The 17,340-nt window shown below is 36.5% G+C and carries 11 protein-coding genes; 4 read left to right on the top strand and 7 right to left on the bottom strand.

All coding sequences use genetic code 11. The features are described from left to right. Positions 1 to 274: 274 nt before the first annotated feature. Both QNJ50_RS25545 and QNJ50_RS25540 read right to left on the bottom strand, forming a co-directional pair. Entirely contained in the window at positions 275 to 2,014 is a 1,740-nt protein-coding gene (locus QNJ50_RS25545; protein ID WP_300641219.1) for a S8 family serine peptidase, read from the bottom strand. Positions 2,015 to 2,458: 444 nt separating this feature from the next. After that, positions 2,459 to 3,124 carry a phosphoribosyltransferase family protein gene (locus QNJ50_RS25540; RefSeq protein ID WP_300641217.1) on the bottom strand — a complete coding sequence of 222 codons (666 nt, stop codon included), beginning with the start codon at positions 3,122 to 3,124 and terminating at the stop codon, positions 2,459 to 2,461. Between the two features lie 444 nt (positions 3,125 to 3,568). Here QNJ50_RS25540 and QNJ50_RS25535 point away from each other — a divergent pair, with 444 nt between their 5' ends. Then, a complete protein-coding gene (locus QNJ50_RS25535) occupies positions 3,569 to 4,258 on the top strand; it encodes a uracil-DNA glycosylase (RefSeq protein ID WP_300641215.1) in 690 nt (229 codons plus the stop codon). Between the two features lie 308 nt (positions 4,259 to 4,566). Here the strand turns inward: QNJ50_RS25535 and QNJ50_RS25530 are convergent, their stop codons facing one another. The 4 genes from QNJ50_RS25530 to QNJ50_RS25515 all read right to left on the bottom strand — a co-directional run bounded on the left by QNJ50_RS25530 (position 4,567) and on the right by QNJ50_RS25515 (position 11,565). After that, the gene (locus tag QNJ50_RS25530) at positions 4,567 to 7,278 is read right to left on the bottom strand and encodes a DNA translocase FtsK (RefSeq protein ID WP_300641213.1); all 2,712 of its coding nucleotides are present in this window, start codon (positions 7,276 to 7,278) and stop codon (positions 4,567 to 4,569) included. A gap of 66 nt (positions 7,279 to 7,344) precedes the next feature. Then, a complete protein-coding gene (locus tag QNJ50_RS25525) occupies positions 7,345 to 9,411 on the bottom strand; it encodes an ATP-binding protein (RefSeq protein WP_300641211.1) in 2,067 nt (688 codons plus the stop codon). 72 nt (positions 9,412 to 9,483) lie between these two features. Next, entirely contained in the window at positions 9,484 to 10,419 is a 936-nt protein-coding gene (locus QNJ50_RS25520) for a transcription factor RcaD (protein WP_300641210.1), read from the bottom strand. Between the two features lie 546 nt (positions 10,420 to 10,965). Then, positions 10,966 to 11,565 (bottom strand): 2-hydroxychromene-2-carboxylate isomerase, encoded by a 600-nt coding sequence (locus QNJ50_RS25515; RefSeq protein ID WP_300641208.1) that lies wholly within the window; start codon positions 11,563 to 11,565, stop codon positions 10,966 to 10,968. Between the two features lie 330 nt (positions 11,566 to 11,895). Between QNJ50_RS25515 and QNJ50_RS25510 the strand changes: the two genes are divergently transcribed. Continuing rightward, a complete protein-coding gene (locus QNJ50_RS25510; RefSeq protein ID WP_300641206.1) occupies positions 11,896 to 13,119 on the top strand; it encodes a glycosyltransferase in 1,224 nt (407 codons plus the stop codon). A gap of 86 nt (positions 13,120 to 13,205) precedes the next feature. Here QNJ50_RS25510 and QNJ50_RS25505 read toward each other — a convergent pair whose 3' ends face one another. Next, on the bottom strand, positions 13,206 to 15,362 hold the full coding sequence (locus tag QNJ50_RS25505) for a Tex family protein (protein WP_300641204.1): 2,157 nt from the start codon (positions 15,360 to 15,362) through the stop codon (positions 13,206 to 13,208). 294 nt (positions 15,363 to 15,656) lie between these two features. Here QNJ50_RS25505 and QNJ50_RS25500 point away from each other — a divergent pair, with 294 nt between their 5' ends. After that, positions 15,657 to 15,908 carry a hypothetical protein gene (locus QNJ50_RS25500; protein WP_300641202.1) on the top strand — a complete coding sequence of 84 codons (252 nt, stop codon included), beginning with the start codon at positions 15,657 to 15,659 and terminating at the stop codon, positions 15,906 to 15,908. 470 nt (positions 15,909 to 16,378) lie between these two features. After that, positions 16,379 to 16,921 carry a hypothetical protein gene (locus QNJ50_RS25495; protein ID WP_300641200.1) on the top strand — a complete coding sequence of 181 codons (543 nt, stop codon included), beginning with the start codon at positions 16,379 to 16,381 and terminating at the stop codon, positions 16,919 to 16,921. The last annotated feature ends 419 nt before the right edge of the window (positions 16,922 to 17,340 follow it).

Genomic DNA, 17,340 nt, shown 5'->3' with positions numbered 1-17,340 from the left:
GGGCTGGTATATTCAAAAATTTTACGCCAGAATAGGTGTTTCCAAAGCACTGATTCCGATAACACTAAAAACTAGAAGCTGTAAGGCTTATGGTTATATGACGAGATCCCAAATGGGTTCTATAAAGGTTAAAAACCTTTATATGCAATTTTTTGAACTGCAAAAAATTTGAAAAAATAGGGGTAAAACTGTTCCCTAACCTTTTTTTACTACAGCAAGCCCTAATTAAAGACGCTTCCACTGCTAAATTCCTATATTTCTCAAAATCGCCAATCTAGCCCCAATTAAAAAGTTTATTCAACAAAATCTCGGAAATTCCTTTCTTCTTCAAGGTTTCACGTATGGGTTCTTTGTTGTCGGTTTCCCCTTTCTTCCTACCTTTTGATTGATCAGTTGGTGACGGCTTATTGCTATGCAATAATTCAGCAAATTGCTTATATAAATCTGGATTAACTGCAAAATCAAAAGCTAGTTCTTGACCTACTTCTTTTAAGCGCTTGGGTAATTCTGATGAGAATGTTTGTAATAATTCTGCTAGATTACTATTTAAGAATGCATCAGGAAATCCAAATTCTTCTGGTTGAGTATCCGATAGTTGGGACTCAAATAGGTGCATGAAAGCATCTAGTCTACCACTATCCAAGGAACTGTGCTGCTGTAACGCCAAAGCAGGTGAAACAACCGATCCATTAACATTATCCGGCAAAGATGCAGCGAGTAACTTTTCTGCATTCACAATACCCGAACCAAATCGATTGGGTTTCCAAGTGGGGAATTTGTCGCAAGTATCCCGTAATAATTCGTTGAAAATAAAAGGAATTTTCTCTGCACCATAGCGCTCGACCAATTTATCTCGTCCGTGATAGGAAAGCCATAAAGCCGCAACACCTGCAACAAACGGCGCAGAAAATGAAGTACCCGAGCCTTGGTCTATTCTGTGTTCGACCCCATCATCTTTTCTGTCACTTTTTGCATACCAAACTAAATGACCAGGAGCAGTAACATCAACCTGCTTTCCTCGGGATGCACCCCACCAAATTTCACGTTGAATATTACTACCAGTAACAGCAATTACTTCATCATATGCTGCTGGGAATACCACATAGGGAATTAAGGTACCAGATGCAGCAACAATAATCACACCCCGTTTTTGGGCGTAGATAATCGCACTTCGCAAGCGTTGATTGTGAAAAGCAGTTCCCATGCTAATTGTAACTACGTGAGCGCCATTATCTGCCGCATATTCAATTGACCGTGCCAGATTGCGGACGCTCAAAAGTACGACAGAATAGGAAACTCTTAAGGGAAGTACCTTTGCACCAGGAGCGACACCAGTGACATATTTTTGATTGGAATAATTAGCTTCTTTTCCTGGATTGCTAACGATCACACTTGCAGTCGATGTACCGTGACCGGGATTATTGATAAGTTGACCGAATGGTCTTTCCAGTTCATCTGTGGCGTTGTTATCCTTCTCAATAAAATCGTAACCTTTTTCCAGAAGTAAATTATCAATAATTTCTGGATGATTTGTGTAACCTGTATCGGGATGAGCAACAACTATTCCATGTCCGGGTGGTTTATTTGGATCGGGGAAATACTTCTCCCATACTTCAAATACTCGAAGTTGCTTGAGACACCAATTTACATCCTCACTTTCCCGTTCGATTTGATTGTTAAAAAAATCTCCTAAGTCAGGTATTGATACATTCCAGCCAGTTAGTTCGGGAAGTGGAACAGCAAATAGTGGTTCTACATCAATTACACCAGGTTGCGATCGCAATTCATAGGTTTTATCCCAAGCTTCTTTTACTGATAGTGCATCATCATTAAGAGTAATTTCAAACTCAGTAAGATTGTCACCAATTGGTGTAACATCCCAATCATCACCAAGTATTTTTTTTACCAATTCGCTACATCTACCCTCTAATCGGGGCATAACCATTTCGAGGAAAAAACCTTCAAACTTAGGGATTAAGGAATTTGATTGAGTTTTTTGTCCGTTAGGAAACATATAGTTAGTTACGAATAAATATTTTTACTGAGATTATATTCAAATTTTACTGAAATGACAGTAGGGTAAATATCCCTAATATCCGTGCTTTAGAAGAAAAATATCGAGATAATCACTTTTTTATAAACATTTCTGACTGTAGAATATTTACGTAAATATTATATTTGTATTTACACTTGTTTACACTTAAAAAGCAAAAGTAACAAAGATTCAGTTGTCAGTTGTCATATCATGTCCGGTAAAACACTTGCGATAAGGTTCGTAGTAGCGCTTGAGCGCCAATATCTTTACTATGGCGCTAAAGCGCTACTACAAACAAACATATTTTTTCATAAGTAATTAAGCGGACATAATATCAGTTGTCATTTTATGACTTACGCCACACCCTTACCGGCTACAGTTACCAATTACCGATTACCAATTACCAATTATTACCCAGTAAAACTAATATTGCTGCTGTAGATATTTTCGAACTGTGCTAGTTTCCACTTGGGGAAAATCCACATAAAAATTACTAACACTAAAAAATGATTGTGGTGTAGCCAAAATAATTGAGCGATCGCACCACTCGCGTAAATAGGGTAATAATCGCATCGGTGCAACAGGAGCACAAACCCAAATTTCTCGTGGAGAGAGTGTTCGCAGAGCTTTAATTGCAACAGCGACTGTCATTCCTGTAGCAATACCATCATCGACTAAAATAAGTGTTGCATTCTTGGGCTCGACATCTGGACAAAAAGAAATTAACTGTTTTTCTAATAATTTTGCTTGTTTTAAAGCTAAGTCTAGCGCCTCTTTCTGCCATTGAGGATAATTCACACATTTGTAGGAGGGAACCCACAATGTGCTCCCTGTTGCAGTCACAGCACCAATAGCTAGTTCCTGATTTTCTGGATGACCAATCTTTTTGGATATGATAATAGTTAAAGGACAGCCTATATACTGTGAAATTTCTACGCCGACTGGTACTCCTCCCCGTGGTAAAGCATAGACGATTGCTCTAGGGGTTTCTCCAAGAATATTAGTTTGCTGGGTTAAAAGACCATCAACCGCCAATGCCAATTTTTTACCGGCATCAGCACGATTAGCAAAAAGTGGGGCATCAGACATCTTTCCCCCAGCACAAAAGGTGGTAGTAATATCGACTTTAATATTGATTTTATGATGATTGATTTTTACCTGGAGCAATTCATTTACAAATCTATAGAAGTATGAAAAAAGTATGGGTTATTTCTATTCCCAACATTCTATAGATTTATTTTGTTTGAGATTTTTTAAGCTTGAGACTTTTTTAGTTTAATATTTTCAAAATAGAATTAAAAGCTAAAAGTATGATAATTTTAAGTTTCTAGATATTTATATTTTAGATATTTATGTTTTAGATATTTGTATTTTAGATATTTGTAGCTGTGATGGTAAAACTTCAAGTATTGCTAACGTATAAATTAATTCGTTAATAGTTCGAGGTAATAAATATTTCGATCTTAAAGTCACAAACTTAAAGTCACAAATTTTGCATCCCCACAAAGTTATTAAGCAAATCTACAAAGATTCATGAGCAGCGATAATCAATTAACTCTTTTTCAATATTCCAACCCACAAGAGAAAGAACTCATACCTACTAATGCTAAGATTCCTATTCCCAGTGGTACCTATGCAAATATGACAGAAATAACTGATCATTGCAATAGTTGTCACCGTTGTGGTTTGGGAAGTACCCGTCAGCATGCAGTAATTGGACGTGGAAATCAAAAAGCATTAATTGCAGTTGTGGGAGAAGCTCCAGGTCAAAATGAAGATGAAACAGGTTTACCATTTGTTGGTAGAGCCGGACAGCTACTTGATAAAATTTTGGCTGCAGTACGCTTAGACTCAGAAAAAGATGTTTATATTTGTAATATAGCGAAATGTCGTCCTCCCAATAATCGCACTCCAACCACTGAAGAAATAGCTGCTTGCAAGCCCTACATTTTAGAACAAATTCGGCTAGTAGATCCTAAAATTATTCTGCTTACCGGTGCTACCGCCGTTAAAGGTTTAACTGGTGATAAACGTGGAATAACTAAAATACGGGGAACTTGGATGGAATGGGAAGGCAGATTATGTATGCCAATTTTTCATCCTTCTTATTTGCTACGCAATCCATCCAGGGAGAAAGGTAGTCCTAAGTGGTTAATGTGGCAAGATATTCGGGCTGTCCGTGCCAAATATGATGAGATAAGAAAGGAAATGGGAGTTAAATGACTTAGTTACTTTTTCCCTAAAGCTACTGAAAGTAAATGCCATAGTTTAGGAGCAACGTCTCGTTTAAGATATAGCAATCCTAAATCATTTGTGTTAGCCGCATCAAAGATGTTTGCACGCACCTGCGGTGTTCAGCGGAAGCTGCATCCAAACACGTAGTGCGTCCAAACGCATAAGCGTACCGTAGGTAAAAATCAATATTGTAGAGACGCGACAGAGGTTATCTGTTCAGGAATCAAATATGATTGCTATATTTGATCTAAAATTTTTACTATGCTTGTACCAGAATTATTTTCTGGTAGTGAACTTTAATTAAAGTTGATATTAGTTGCCAATAAACTTTGTAAGCGGTGTAGTTGACTACCATTTTGATACAGTAAATCACCTTTTCCTAATAAATAAGCTGCTGCTGTTTCTTTTCCTCCCAGGACTATACAGGAATCTGCTTCACTTGCTGTACGTAAGGCGACTCTTCCTGGTAAATTGGAACGGATAATTGGGGTGACAACTTTGGCTTCGGGACGTTGAGTAGCAATAATTAAATGAATTCCAGCTGCTCTAGCCATTGCACCCAATCTTTTAATATTCAATTCTAATATCTTACGAATCTCTTTTTCTGCCATAAAATCTGCATATTCATCAAAAATACAAACGATACGAGATAATGGTTGAGAGTTTTTTTGGTTATAAGCACTGATATCCGCACATCTTGCAGTTTCAAATTGTTGGTAACGCAATTCCATTTCTTCTACCAACTCTTCCATCAATTCGATTGCGCGATCGCTATCTTTGACAATTGGTGAATGTAAATACTCAATACCTTCAAACTCTGGAAATGTAACTCTTTTGGGATCCACTAAAGCTATTTGCAGGTTTTGGGGAGAATGACGAACAAGCAAACTTAGGAGAAGCGATCGCAAAAATTCACTTTTCCCACTTCCAGTTGTACCCCCAACTAAAAAATGACAGGTATTGGGGTCAGATAAATTTGCTTCTATTAATTTCCCGTTTAAATTCACTCCAATTGCTATTTTTACTGGTGCTGTTGGTGGTAAAGATTGGTTTTGAACGTATTTTGTAAATTCGGCTATTTGTCTATCCGGACGAGGTAAATCAACACTTACGTACCCAGCTTGGGGAGTAATTAAAGGTGAATTTTCTAAACCCAACTGTACTTGTAAGTCAGCAGATAATCTCAGAATTGAAATAACCTTTACACCCAGATGGGGTTTTAATTTGACCCGAATGAAAGCAGGAGCGATCGCCACACCTTGATAATCAACAGCAATACCGAAGGATTCCAATGTGTTGACCAATTCTTCCCCTGTAGCATCAACATCCCAAGATATTGATTCATGTTTTGTGGAATTATTTTTTGCAGAGTTATTTCCTTTAGAATGGTTTGCTGTAGATCTATTTCCTGTGTTGTAATTTTCTGTAAACTCTCTTTCCGTTGGAAAATCTTGCTCCTGGGAAGAGAAAACCTGTGGATCTTCCACATCAGTTGAAGACTCAGTTTTAGTTCGATCTAAAGATTGTGCTGAAAAATAACTTTGACACTTTTGTTGTTGAGGACAAATGTCACACAGATGGAGTTGAGTTGTTTGAGGTGGTGGATTGGGGTGAGAATGTTCCCATTTTAACCATTGTTTCATCTGTTGTAACTTATAAGGAATGAGTTGATGTATGGTGTTTTCCAGTTGCTCCCAGGTATATTGATATTCTTTGAATTCTGGTAAAACACAATAAACTGCTGCATCAACAGCAACCTTTTTCTTGTGCCATAACATGTAACTATAAATTGAAACTTGGGCTAACTGTGCAGACGGATCTACAGGTTGATAGGTTTTAAATTCTAATACCCCGAGACGTTTGCGTTCAAAATTGAAAACTAAACAATCATATGCTCCTAATACCCTTTGCTCGCTACCATCAGGTAGGTTAAAGTAATGCTCAAGCTGACGTTTTTCTGTAATAAAGGTGTTCCGAATTACAGTTTCTGCACTACAGTAATTACGATTCGTAACTAACAACGCAGCAAAATGTTTAATTAGTCCTTGAATTCCTTCCCAAACTTTTAGTAGTGCTGGTGCTTTACTAGGATCTTTTTCAGTTAATTGGTTGAGGTAAGGGAAAAATTTGAGTTGGTAAAAAAGTTGTTGCATGTCGAGAGCAACTTTTTCAACCTGTAATTGCGACCCTCCAAGGTGAAAAACTTCTTGAAATCGGGGTTCGCAAACAGCTAAATTTACAAATTCATCAGCCAACTGATGGAAAATACTACCAATACCCGTAATTTTATCTGGTGGTGAAAATAAGGTTCTACCACCAAAATACTGACTTAAATAAAAAAGACGGGGACACTCAAAAGCTACTCTAACCTTAGTAGGACTCAAAGATAAGTTTTCTAAGTTGTTGGTGGAGTTGGTTGTAGAATTATTAGATTCGCTAACCATATCAAAAATTTCCCTTACAGCATCGGGGTGAGAAACTTCTAATAAGCGAAGATGTACAGCAGCGAGATAAACTGTATCCATCGCTGCATACTGTAACTGTTTTTGAGAAAGAGGGCGTTTTCCCCAATCGCTTCGTCCTTCTTCTGTATCTACATTGGAAAAATGACATAGTTCTACAGCCAAAGTTTTAAGTTTTAAATCAGATGTTTGTAAAACTTTTTTGGTAATTTTCCTGGCTAATTTGAGAGTGCAGATAACATTTGAAGCTGATTTTCCACCTAGATATTTTAAATCGAAGCTGGCATTATGAAATACTTTGATTATTTGAGGATTAAGCATTATTTGCTTAATAAATTCATCTACTAACTCGGGTTTATCTAGTAGATCCAAAATATAAGCAGATTCACCCGTTTTATCTCTATTATCGAGTGAGACTTGAATGAGAGATAAGCGTGGGTATGCAGTCCAATAATCAGCAATTTCTGTATCTAACCACAACACTTTTGCCAAACTAAATTTAGCAATTTGCGCTTTTATTTCATTGGCTTGAATCAGATATTGCATTTATTTATTAACTTTACTTATTGTAGTGATATTTATTTTGATTTTCTTTATTAAATATTGATTTTTTTAAATAACTAAGCAAATTAATTGGTCTTTTAGTTTTTCTTTCGGATTAATAATTTTGACTTTTTTCTCATCACGCAATACTTTAACTAATCCTTGAATATCATTTTCATTCGCATAGGAATATTTATCGATAGCATATTGAATTAAAGTATGAAACCCCATATAACCTTGGGTTTTTACGACGTTCAATAAAAATTCTTTAACCGATCGCAAATCTTTTTTTATTGGTTCAGAATCTATTCTTTTAAGAATAGCAACAATTCCTAACCCTTGGAGTAAAGTACATTGTTCTAAAATTTTAGATTCACGAATCAAAGATTGTAATTCTTTTGGATGAATTGCTTTACCTGCAACAACTAATTCCTGAGCATGGGCAGAATTTACTAAGCTATAGTATGTCGCCAATTCATGAACTGAAGATAGATCTGGTTTAAGATGAATATTCTGTTTCTGACTACCTTTGAAGATTTGCTGATAGATTTGATTCCCTTTAAGCCTTGAATTTCCTACACCGCTAATTCTAATTAGATATAGTTTTTGACAAGCTTGTTTTTGAATGACTTTTTGTGAAGCATTCATAATATTATAGAAGCTTACCATATTAGCATCTTCTGTCCAGACTATTCCTATTTTTTCACCTTTTTTAGGGTGTTGATAACTCAAAGAGTAACTAGCATACTTACCACTAATAAGTTTTGGTTTTACAGATTTAATTTGCAATGCTTCTAAAGCTTGTTGCAACATTCTGATTAGGTCAGGTGCAGCCAAAAAACTTATTTTACTAATTTTACCCTGAGTTTTTTTCAGTTCTTCTTGCCAAATTAATTTAAATTCTGCCTGAATTTTATCCTTAATATCTATGTTGGGTTTTGGTGATGGAATATCTGCTACTGACGTTGCTGGTGGGGGAACTGTAGAAGGTTCAGGTATTTTATCCTCTAACAATGAAAGTTTATATTTTTGATATTCCTTTCTTCCAAGAATGAGACAATCTCTCGGTTGGGTTTTACCTCCAGGATAATTTTCTTCTAATAATTTTCGGTTTAATGGAAAAATTTCAGAATAATTTCCATCGTTAGCTGCTTGATGTAAAGGTCTTAATCGATAAGACCAAAGCCCCTCTGCTTGCTTTAATGTAATTGTTTTTAACTGAATGGCTTTATCAACCCGAGCTTTATCAGCTCTTTGAACGCGATACCAACTATGTCTCCAAGTATTGGTGACAATGCTGATAATAATTAGAAAGTTTTTGAGAGATTTATTATGAATTGTTGTATTGACATTAAATAAAGGTTGGAAATCCCCAGAACCATCCGGTAAACGAGGAATATTATCCAAATTGTCAAAACATAAAACTATGGGTTGGGTTTCAGTTGATATTCTGCCAAAGTTAGCTAAAATATTTTTTGCTGTGTCTTCTGAATCAATACAACTTTTTACCTTTAAAGCTTGCATTGACTCTTCGCTGAGGTCATCTCCTCGCAACCATTCGCAGGCTAAATCATATAATTCTGGGTTGGTAAGATCGTGCAGCACACCAAAAAAAATATCCGAGTTATAGAGACCTGCTTGTTTGTAGCTGCTTTTGAGGTGTTTGATAAATTTTCGGCGATCGCTGCGTAATAATTGCCAAATTTTATCCTTTGACTTGTCTTTAGTAAATGCAGATAAATTTTTCAGCCACAATATTAGCTGAGACTCTTGTTGACCTTCGGGAATTCGTAATAAGCTATCAACAGTGGAACGTAAAATATGACGCCAAATATAATCACTATCAGCCCAAGGTCCAATGTAAGCAAAAAAAGCTTTGGGGTTGAGAGTGCGTTTTACCCGACCTAATAAATAACTTTTACCGGAACCAGAATCACCTAAAAGTAACAGACTGCGACTACGATTATCTTTAGCTACTAAGTCAAGATATTCTTCTATTTCAGTTATTACTTGTTTGTGAATCGACTCAACCATCTGGGTTGAATCCTGTTGTTCTTCCCAAAAATCACCAGGTTTCAAGTTTATTCGGTCAAAAGGGTTAACCTCGCGTTTAATTATTTCGTTAATAGATACCATACTGCAATTAAGTGAGGGTAACAAACTTAAATGTGAGTCTGAAAAGAATAGGAATATGAAAACAATATCTTGCTAGTTCAGACTAATAAAGAACAATGGACCACCAACATTTTGAGGAATTCCGGTATTAATTTGTTCCGGAGTATATGCGTTAGCTTCCTGCAAAGTACTAAAATCAATTAGGTCATTTCCTTGCAAGCGATAAAGTGCTTTATCTAATTGTTCCCGTGACAAAGGGGGTTGTAACTTTTCTCGCAGATGGAAGATTGGTAAGTAATTCTCTGTACCTATTTCCCGATCTAAGTTTTGGATAGTTTGTAAAATTTCCTCGTCGCTGATATCTGTAACTTTTTTGGCTGCAGAATCTGGAACTAAACTTTGTGAATTTGAACTTGTTGAATTTGAATTTTTTGAATTTGAACTTGTTGAAGTTAAACTTGTTGAAGTTAAACTTGCTGAAATATCTTCTGATACTGGCTTAACAGATAAATTTTTCCGTAAAAATCGTAGATAATTATCTAACAAATCTAAGCTAATGACAGGACTATTACCTTTGTGTGGGTTGTAATCATCCCGTAAATATTTAATTCCTCGTTCAGTTAACCAAACTTCTGCTCTTTGTCTCTTGACCTTAGTTTCAACTTCAATTAATCCTTTTTCACTCAGAGACTTCAATATTGCATCTCTCTGTTGGGTTCTGAGGGATGATATTTTGATTTTACCGGGGCTAATTGCACCCGAAGCTTGACCGATTCTTTTGAGTACTTTAAGTTCCTTATCTTTGATCGGTAATTCTGCAAGATCCAGTTTTAATAAAGCTTGACCAGCAGGTATAATTCTAACTGAGCCGATCTCACGGGTATAGTCTATCAGTTCGCGATCGCCCAAATCTTGACATATTTTATTTTTATTCTTAAAACTGTTGAAGGCGCTAGCACTCAACCTCGAGCGATAATTTTTGCATCCCAATAACTTAAGTATAAATTTCAAATGGTTGTTTGTTTCCATACTGTTAATTTTTCTGTATCTAAGTCAAGATATTTATAAATCAAAGGAATTAGGACTTACACAAAACCTCCTTTATGCAAAGGATATGGAAAGCAAATCTGCATTCTCATCTTGCATAAGTCCTAGTAATGAATTTACGCACCTTTTCTATAGTAGCGAGATTAGTGCTAATTACTACGTCAAGCTAGATGAAGTTTGTTAAACATATTTTTAACAGATTAAACTTATCTCGAAATAATACAACGATTATTCTTTGTATGAAGTGATTTATCCTACATTACATGCCCCGACTATCATAAGTTCATGGGTACTAAAAATAAACCAATAAGTAGTACTTAGAAAGTATAAAATTAAGCGTTGTTTTAGGCTTAATCATATTTCGATAGTTAACTAATATAAATACTTGCTATGAGACTATGACGAACAGAGTTTAAGAATTAAAGGAGCAAGATCGCAATCAGATTGTTCAGATGTTATTGGAACGAGGAGCAAAACCTATTTCTAGTGAAAATTGGAAAATTTAATTTTATTATTTATTTGCTTAACTTATTTTTCTAAAAAATGACGCAACAAAATTATTCTGTCATTTCCCCAAAACAATTCTCCTGAGACAATAAATGTCGGAACGCCGAATACTCCAGATTCTAATGCGCGATTAATTGTTGTATTAAGTTGGTTCTTGATTTTATTTCCTGTCAGTAAGCTTTGGAAGTCACTCGCAGAGATACCACAAGTTTCTGCACGAATAACACACTCTCTTTCATCTATTTGAGATAATGAATCTTCAAACATTGCTTTAAAAAGCAAACGACTATACTCTTCAACTTTCCCTAGATATTGTGCTGCTGTGCAAGCCCGAGCTAACAAGTCAGAGTCAAATTTTACTCTTCCACGAGGCTCAATATACGGAATTCCATAAAGTTCCGCCCATCGCTTTGCGTCGGTTTTGCGGTAATTCCATTCGTATTGTCCAGAAGCTGGTTCGCCTTCAAAAGGATTATTCCCATTTTGTTTTATCAACTTAACACTATTAACTGGATGCCATACAACCTGACAATCAAAGTCTTGTTCTAGGCTTTTAATTTGACTGGATGCAAGATACGAATAACGACTACCAATAGAATAATAGAAATCGATAGTTTTCATATTTTATATTCATATTTTATAACTTGTTCCACAGTAAAATTGTTATCACAAAATGATTACCATAAAGTGATTTTTATTTACTATCGATACAATAATTCATCTATTTTGAATATCTTCGTCCTTAAAATTTTCTGGAAGTATGTTTAAAAATTGACTTACAAAAAAATATTGGATATGATGAGTGGCTGACAATTAGTTTTTATTTGTTGGGTTTATATTTGCTATTTTGATAGTGTTTACTTTTATATTTATTCAGAAAATATTAAATCAATATTATTATATTATCCCTGATTTATTCAAATACTTATTAGCAATTTAAATCTTAAAATCATGAATATTTTGATGTTATCTTCCACATTCCCATATCCACCAACCTTAGGAGGAACTCAGGTAAGAACATTTTATTTACTCAAATATTTGAGCAAACAGCATAATGTTACTTTAGTCACGCAGCAAGAACCGGGAATACCAGAGTCAGATATTGCTGGATTGCGCGATTTTGTCGATAATTTAGTTCTTTTTAAGCGTCCAGTAGATAGTGGGACTACCGGAGGAATACTGAAAAAAGCTCAAAGGTTTGCAAAATTTGTCCAAAATGGAACTCCACCAAGCGTATTAAACCGTTATTCCCCACAAATGCAAGACTGGATAGATAATTTCGTCAGTTCGCTCAAGTGTGACGTAATTACCTGCGAACACAGCGTAAATGAAATATATGTGCGTCCAGATTTTCAGAAAAAAGTACGAACTTTAGTTAATGTTCATAGTTCTGTATATGGAACTTGTCTGAACCAGTTAAAACAGGACGTCTGTGAAAATAAACTCCGAGATCGAATTAATTTGCCACTTTTGCATCGTTACGAAAAACGTTACAGTTCAAAGTTTGCAGCTATTGTTGCAACAACGCAAGAGGATAAAAATCAATTACAAGAGCTTAATCCCAATGCAGAGATTGCAGTGATACCTAATGGTGTAGATTTAGTTGCTTTTCCATTTCGTCTCCAAGATCCTCAAGGACACCGGATAATATTTACAGGAGCAATGGATATTTTGGCAAATATTGATGCTGTTAATTTCTTTGCGAATCAAGTTTTTCCAGAAATTCAAAAGACTTATCCAGATGCAATTTTTGACATCGTTGGTTCCCGTCCCACATCCGAGGTTCTTGCTCTCCAAGAAAAACCAGGGGTTAATGTCACTGGACGCGTACCTTCAATGGTAGATTATCTACACCAGTCTGCAGTGTGCGTAATCCCGATGCGGACTGGGTTTGGAATTAAAAACAAAACCTTGGAAGCTATGGCTGCTGGTGTACCTGTAGTTGCTAGCGATCGCGGTTTAGAAGGTTTAGAAATAGATGGGGTAAATGTACCGATACGAGCATTAAGAGCAAATCAACCCAGTGAGTATGTCAGTGCAATTAGTCGTATTTTTAATGATTCGCAATTGCGGGCTGAATTATCACATAATGCCAGAAAATTAATAGAAAAAGACTTTACTTGGGAAAGTGCTGCTCGTCATTATGAGCAAGTTTGTTTGGGACAAAGTGATTGAGTAATGAGTAATGAGTAATGAGTAATGAGTGATGAGTGACCAATTACCAATTACCAATTACCAATTACCAATTACCCATTACCAAATCAATCAACCGCTTTCATCGATAAACCAATACGTCTGAGTTTTTCGTTGACTTCTAATACCTTAACTTTGACTACTTGACCTACTTTAACTACGGTTTTGGGATCTTTAATAAATCTGTTTGCAAGTTGGGATATGTGCACTAAACCATCTTGGTGAACACCAATATCAACAAATGCACCAAAATTAGCAACGTTGGTGACAATACCTTCAAGTATCATTCCTTCTTTTAGATCGGAAATTTCTTTGATTCCTTCTTTGAAGGTTGCATACTTAAATTCGGCTCGGGGGTCTCTTCCTGGTTTTTCTAATTCGTTAATAATATCCCTTAGGGTTGGTTCCCCAATTTTGTCAGTGACATATTTTTTCAAGTCTGTTTTTTTCAGTTTGCTTGAAATTTCGGTAACTTGCTTGAGGTTAATATTTAAGTCTGAGGCGATCGCTTTAACTACAGAATAACTTTCCGGATGTACTGCTGTGTTATCCAATGGGTTATCGCTATCACGAATTCGTAAAAAACCTGCAGCTTGCTCGAATGCTTTCGGTCCTAGTTTTGGAACTTTGAGTAATTCTCGGCGATTTTTGAAAGCACCATTCTGGTTGCGGTAAGTCACAATGTTATTAGCTACCGTAGCTGTAATTCCTGAAACAAAGGTTAGAAGTTCCTTAGAAGCAGTATTTAGATCGACACCAACATAGTTCACACAACTTTCTACAGTTTCGGCTAACTTTTTCTTCAACATCTTTTGATCGACGTCGTGTTGATATTGTCCCACCCCAATGGACTTGGGTTCAATTTTTACTAGTTCTGCGAGGGGATCTTGTAAGCGACGACCAATACTAATTGCACCGCGCACCGTAATATCAAGATCGGGAAATTCTGCGATCGCGACTTTACTGGCAGAATAAATAGATGCACCGGACTCATTAACCATCACTTTGATGGGTTTTTTGTCCATGTTCTGTAAAACTTCCCCAACAAACTCATCGGTTTCCCGCGAAGCTGTACCATTACCAATAGCAATCAATTCGATCTGATGCTTTTTAATAATTGTTTCAACAAAAGCAAAAGCGGATTGACGTTGTTGCTTACCAGAATGGGGAAATATTGGTTGATATTCCAAAAATTGACCGGTTCGATCTAATACTGCAACTTTGCAACCAGTGCGAAAACCCGGATCTATTCCCAAAGTCGGTTTCATCCCTGCTGGTGCAGAAAGTAATAATTCCCGTAAATTTGCTTCGAAGGTTTTGATGGATTCAATATCAGCTTCTTTTTTCTTTTCTGCTACCACCTCACCGATCAAAGAATTTTTCATCAAACGATTAAATGCATCTTTGATAGTCATCTGATAAAAATTACGAATTTGACGCAGGGAAGAACGAATTTCTCGTGATTCCAAATAAGCTAAAACTCGATCTTCATCAAAAGAAATTTCAAAACTTAAGATTTTTTCCGCTTCACCCCTACATAAAGCCAACATGTTATGGGAAGCAATATTCTCAACCCTCATTTGATATTCGCGGTACATCTCATATTTTGTCGTCCCTTCGGGATGTTCATCCTTGATGCGAGAGACAAAAATCCCTTCTTCTAGGAGATATTCTCGCAAATATGTTCTTAATTCTGCTTTTTCGGCGATTTCTTCCGCTAGAATATCTCCAGCTCCCTTAAGTGCTTCTTCAGCGCTTTTCACTCCCTTATCTTCAGATATATATTTAGCAGCTTCTTCATCAAGGGAAACAGAAGCTGCATTTTTTATGTTCAATGACTTTATAAATTCTGTTAAAGGTTCCAAACCCTTTTCCTTCGCAATAGTTGCGCGGGTACGTCGCTTTGGTCGGTAGGGTAAGTATAAATCTTCAAGTTCAGTTTTTTGCAAACAAGATTCAATTTTCGCTTTGAGTTCATCATTCAACTTTCCTTGGGAAGCGATCGCATTGAGAATCACAGCTTTGCGTTCCTCAAGTTCGGTCAAATAAGTATACCTTTCTAAAAGCGAACGTAATTGTACTTCATTCATTTCACCAGTTTGCTCTTTGCGGTAACGAGCAACAAAAGGAACCGTTGCACCTTCAGCAAAAAGTTCCAAGGCGTTTTGCACCTGTCTTAGTTGAAGTTCTAGTTCGCTAGCTAGGAGTTGCGGTATGTTCAGCATGATTGAATCTACAGATTAAAAAATCCACTACTATCATGTAGTAAGTCTTATGAATTTAGAGAGTTTAAAAACGAAATAATAGGTTAATATAACAAAGCTTAAAATTATTTTTGGTCATTTAGTTGTATGGTTTACAACTTTACTTGTAAATACAACTTTGAAGATGTAGAATGTCTTACGATTGCTTAATAAAAATTTAACTTGTTCTTCAAGGACAGGTATTTTAGTACGAGAATTTTGTTGTGAGTTCAGAGTGAAGCTAACATGTCGTTTGTCTTTCTGATTCCACTTGTAATGACTTTTGTAGCCCTGTATTTCTTTACTAAATTCAGGGATGAGTTACGCTATTTGTCTGGTTCAGTAGCTGGTATTTGTTTTGCTGTTAGTGTTTCATTAGCCCCTTGGGAAGCACTCTTGTTATTTTTGATCCCTGCACTTGTAATTACTGGGAAAGGTATTCAAAAAGGTGATTATAAGTTTCACCTCCAGAGCATCCAAAAAGAGAATGAGAGAAAAAACAAGAAGAAGAGGAAAAAAAGAAGATAAGATATGGCGCTGTGCGCAAGTTAAAAGTTAAAAGTCAAAAGTCAAAACAGACCGCGCCAAAGGCGAGCAAAAGTCAAAATATGTCCGTCTTATGGACATGCTTTACTAAAAAAACAGACCGCGCCTACGGCGACCAAAAGTATCTTAATCATAGGTTTTAGGGCTAATCAATGTCCTAATCTAAAGACTTAGCGCTATTCTAAGAAAAGGTAATATAAATCGATATTGAAGATGTAAATAATTTTCTATACCTGATCGCGCAAAATTTTTCATTAATTTTGCCCAACTCCTGAATTACTGGAGTTGAATTTTTTTATTTATTTCTTTTTATTTATTTCTTTTTATTTATTTCTTTTTAGTTTATCTTTTTAATTTATCCGAATTAACAATTATTGACTGTGTAGTAGAAGCTTGATATTTGACACTTTAATTTTTTGTCATCATATTATTAGCAACTACAGGTTTAGCGTATGTCAATCATCATGATTCGGGAAACGGAGAAAACAGAGACGGGTTTTACAGCACGTTTAATTTTCGATCGCGGTGATGGTGGTGAATACTCTATTAATATTACCGATCCTTTCACAGCGGAGGAAGAACAGCGACTGGAATGGTATTTTGAAGAATGGCTGACTTACCCTATGTTAAATGGGAGGAAAGCTGAAGCTGCTAAAAACAGTGTTGCTGGTTATGGGGGAAGTTTATTTGAACAGGTTTTTAAGACCGATTTTGATGCTTATAGTTATTATCGTCAACTGCGGAGTAATCTCAAAGAGGTAAAAATTGAGATAGTTGGCGATAGTCCCGAGTTTCACGCGCTGCACTGGGAAGCTATGCGGGACAAGGATTTACCACGACCTTTAGCTGTGGATTGCGTGATGGTACGCAAGCGAGTTACGAAAGCAGCAAATGTAAGCGTTAAACCGAATTTTATACAAGCGATATCGCACACCCCATTTAGACTAGTTCCTGGTGCGAAACTTCAAACCTTTACACAGACTGATATAGGTTAAATTCTATTTCTACCCACTTGCAAATTAGAGTATCTTTTTTAGTAAAAATGAACTAAATACTCATGGAAATCTGCGTACGGATCGTGCCCAACGTGCGGGGCGATAGGCGTAGCCGCTTGCTTGCAGTACGCCCGCCCAAACCCATGAAGTGCGCATTGGCGCGTTATAAATAAAATTTATTTCAGTAGACCGGCGGGAAAAAACCGTTCGCCACAACCGTGGCATTCACCGTCCCGGTGCCCCCTAACGAAAACTTGGACAAAACTGCCCAGCCTATCTCCTTACGGAGACGCTACGCTAATGCTGCGCGGGGGTTTAACGCGTTGCAAAAATGGGTTATTTGTATAAAATCCCCCGCGCAGCAAGCCAAAATTAGTGGAAATACAGGGTAACTTTGGGTAAGGCTGGGCAGTTTTGTC

This window comes from Mastigocoleus sp. MO_188.B34, from assembly GCF_030065675.1.
Lineage (GTDB): Bacteria > Cyanobacteriota > Cyanobacteriia > Cyanobacteriales > Nostocaceae > Mastigocoleus.
The sequence above is the reverse complement of the archived record's forward strand: the minus strand, read 5'-3'. Positions and strand labels throughout refer to the sequence as shown.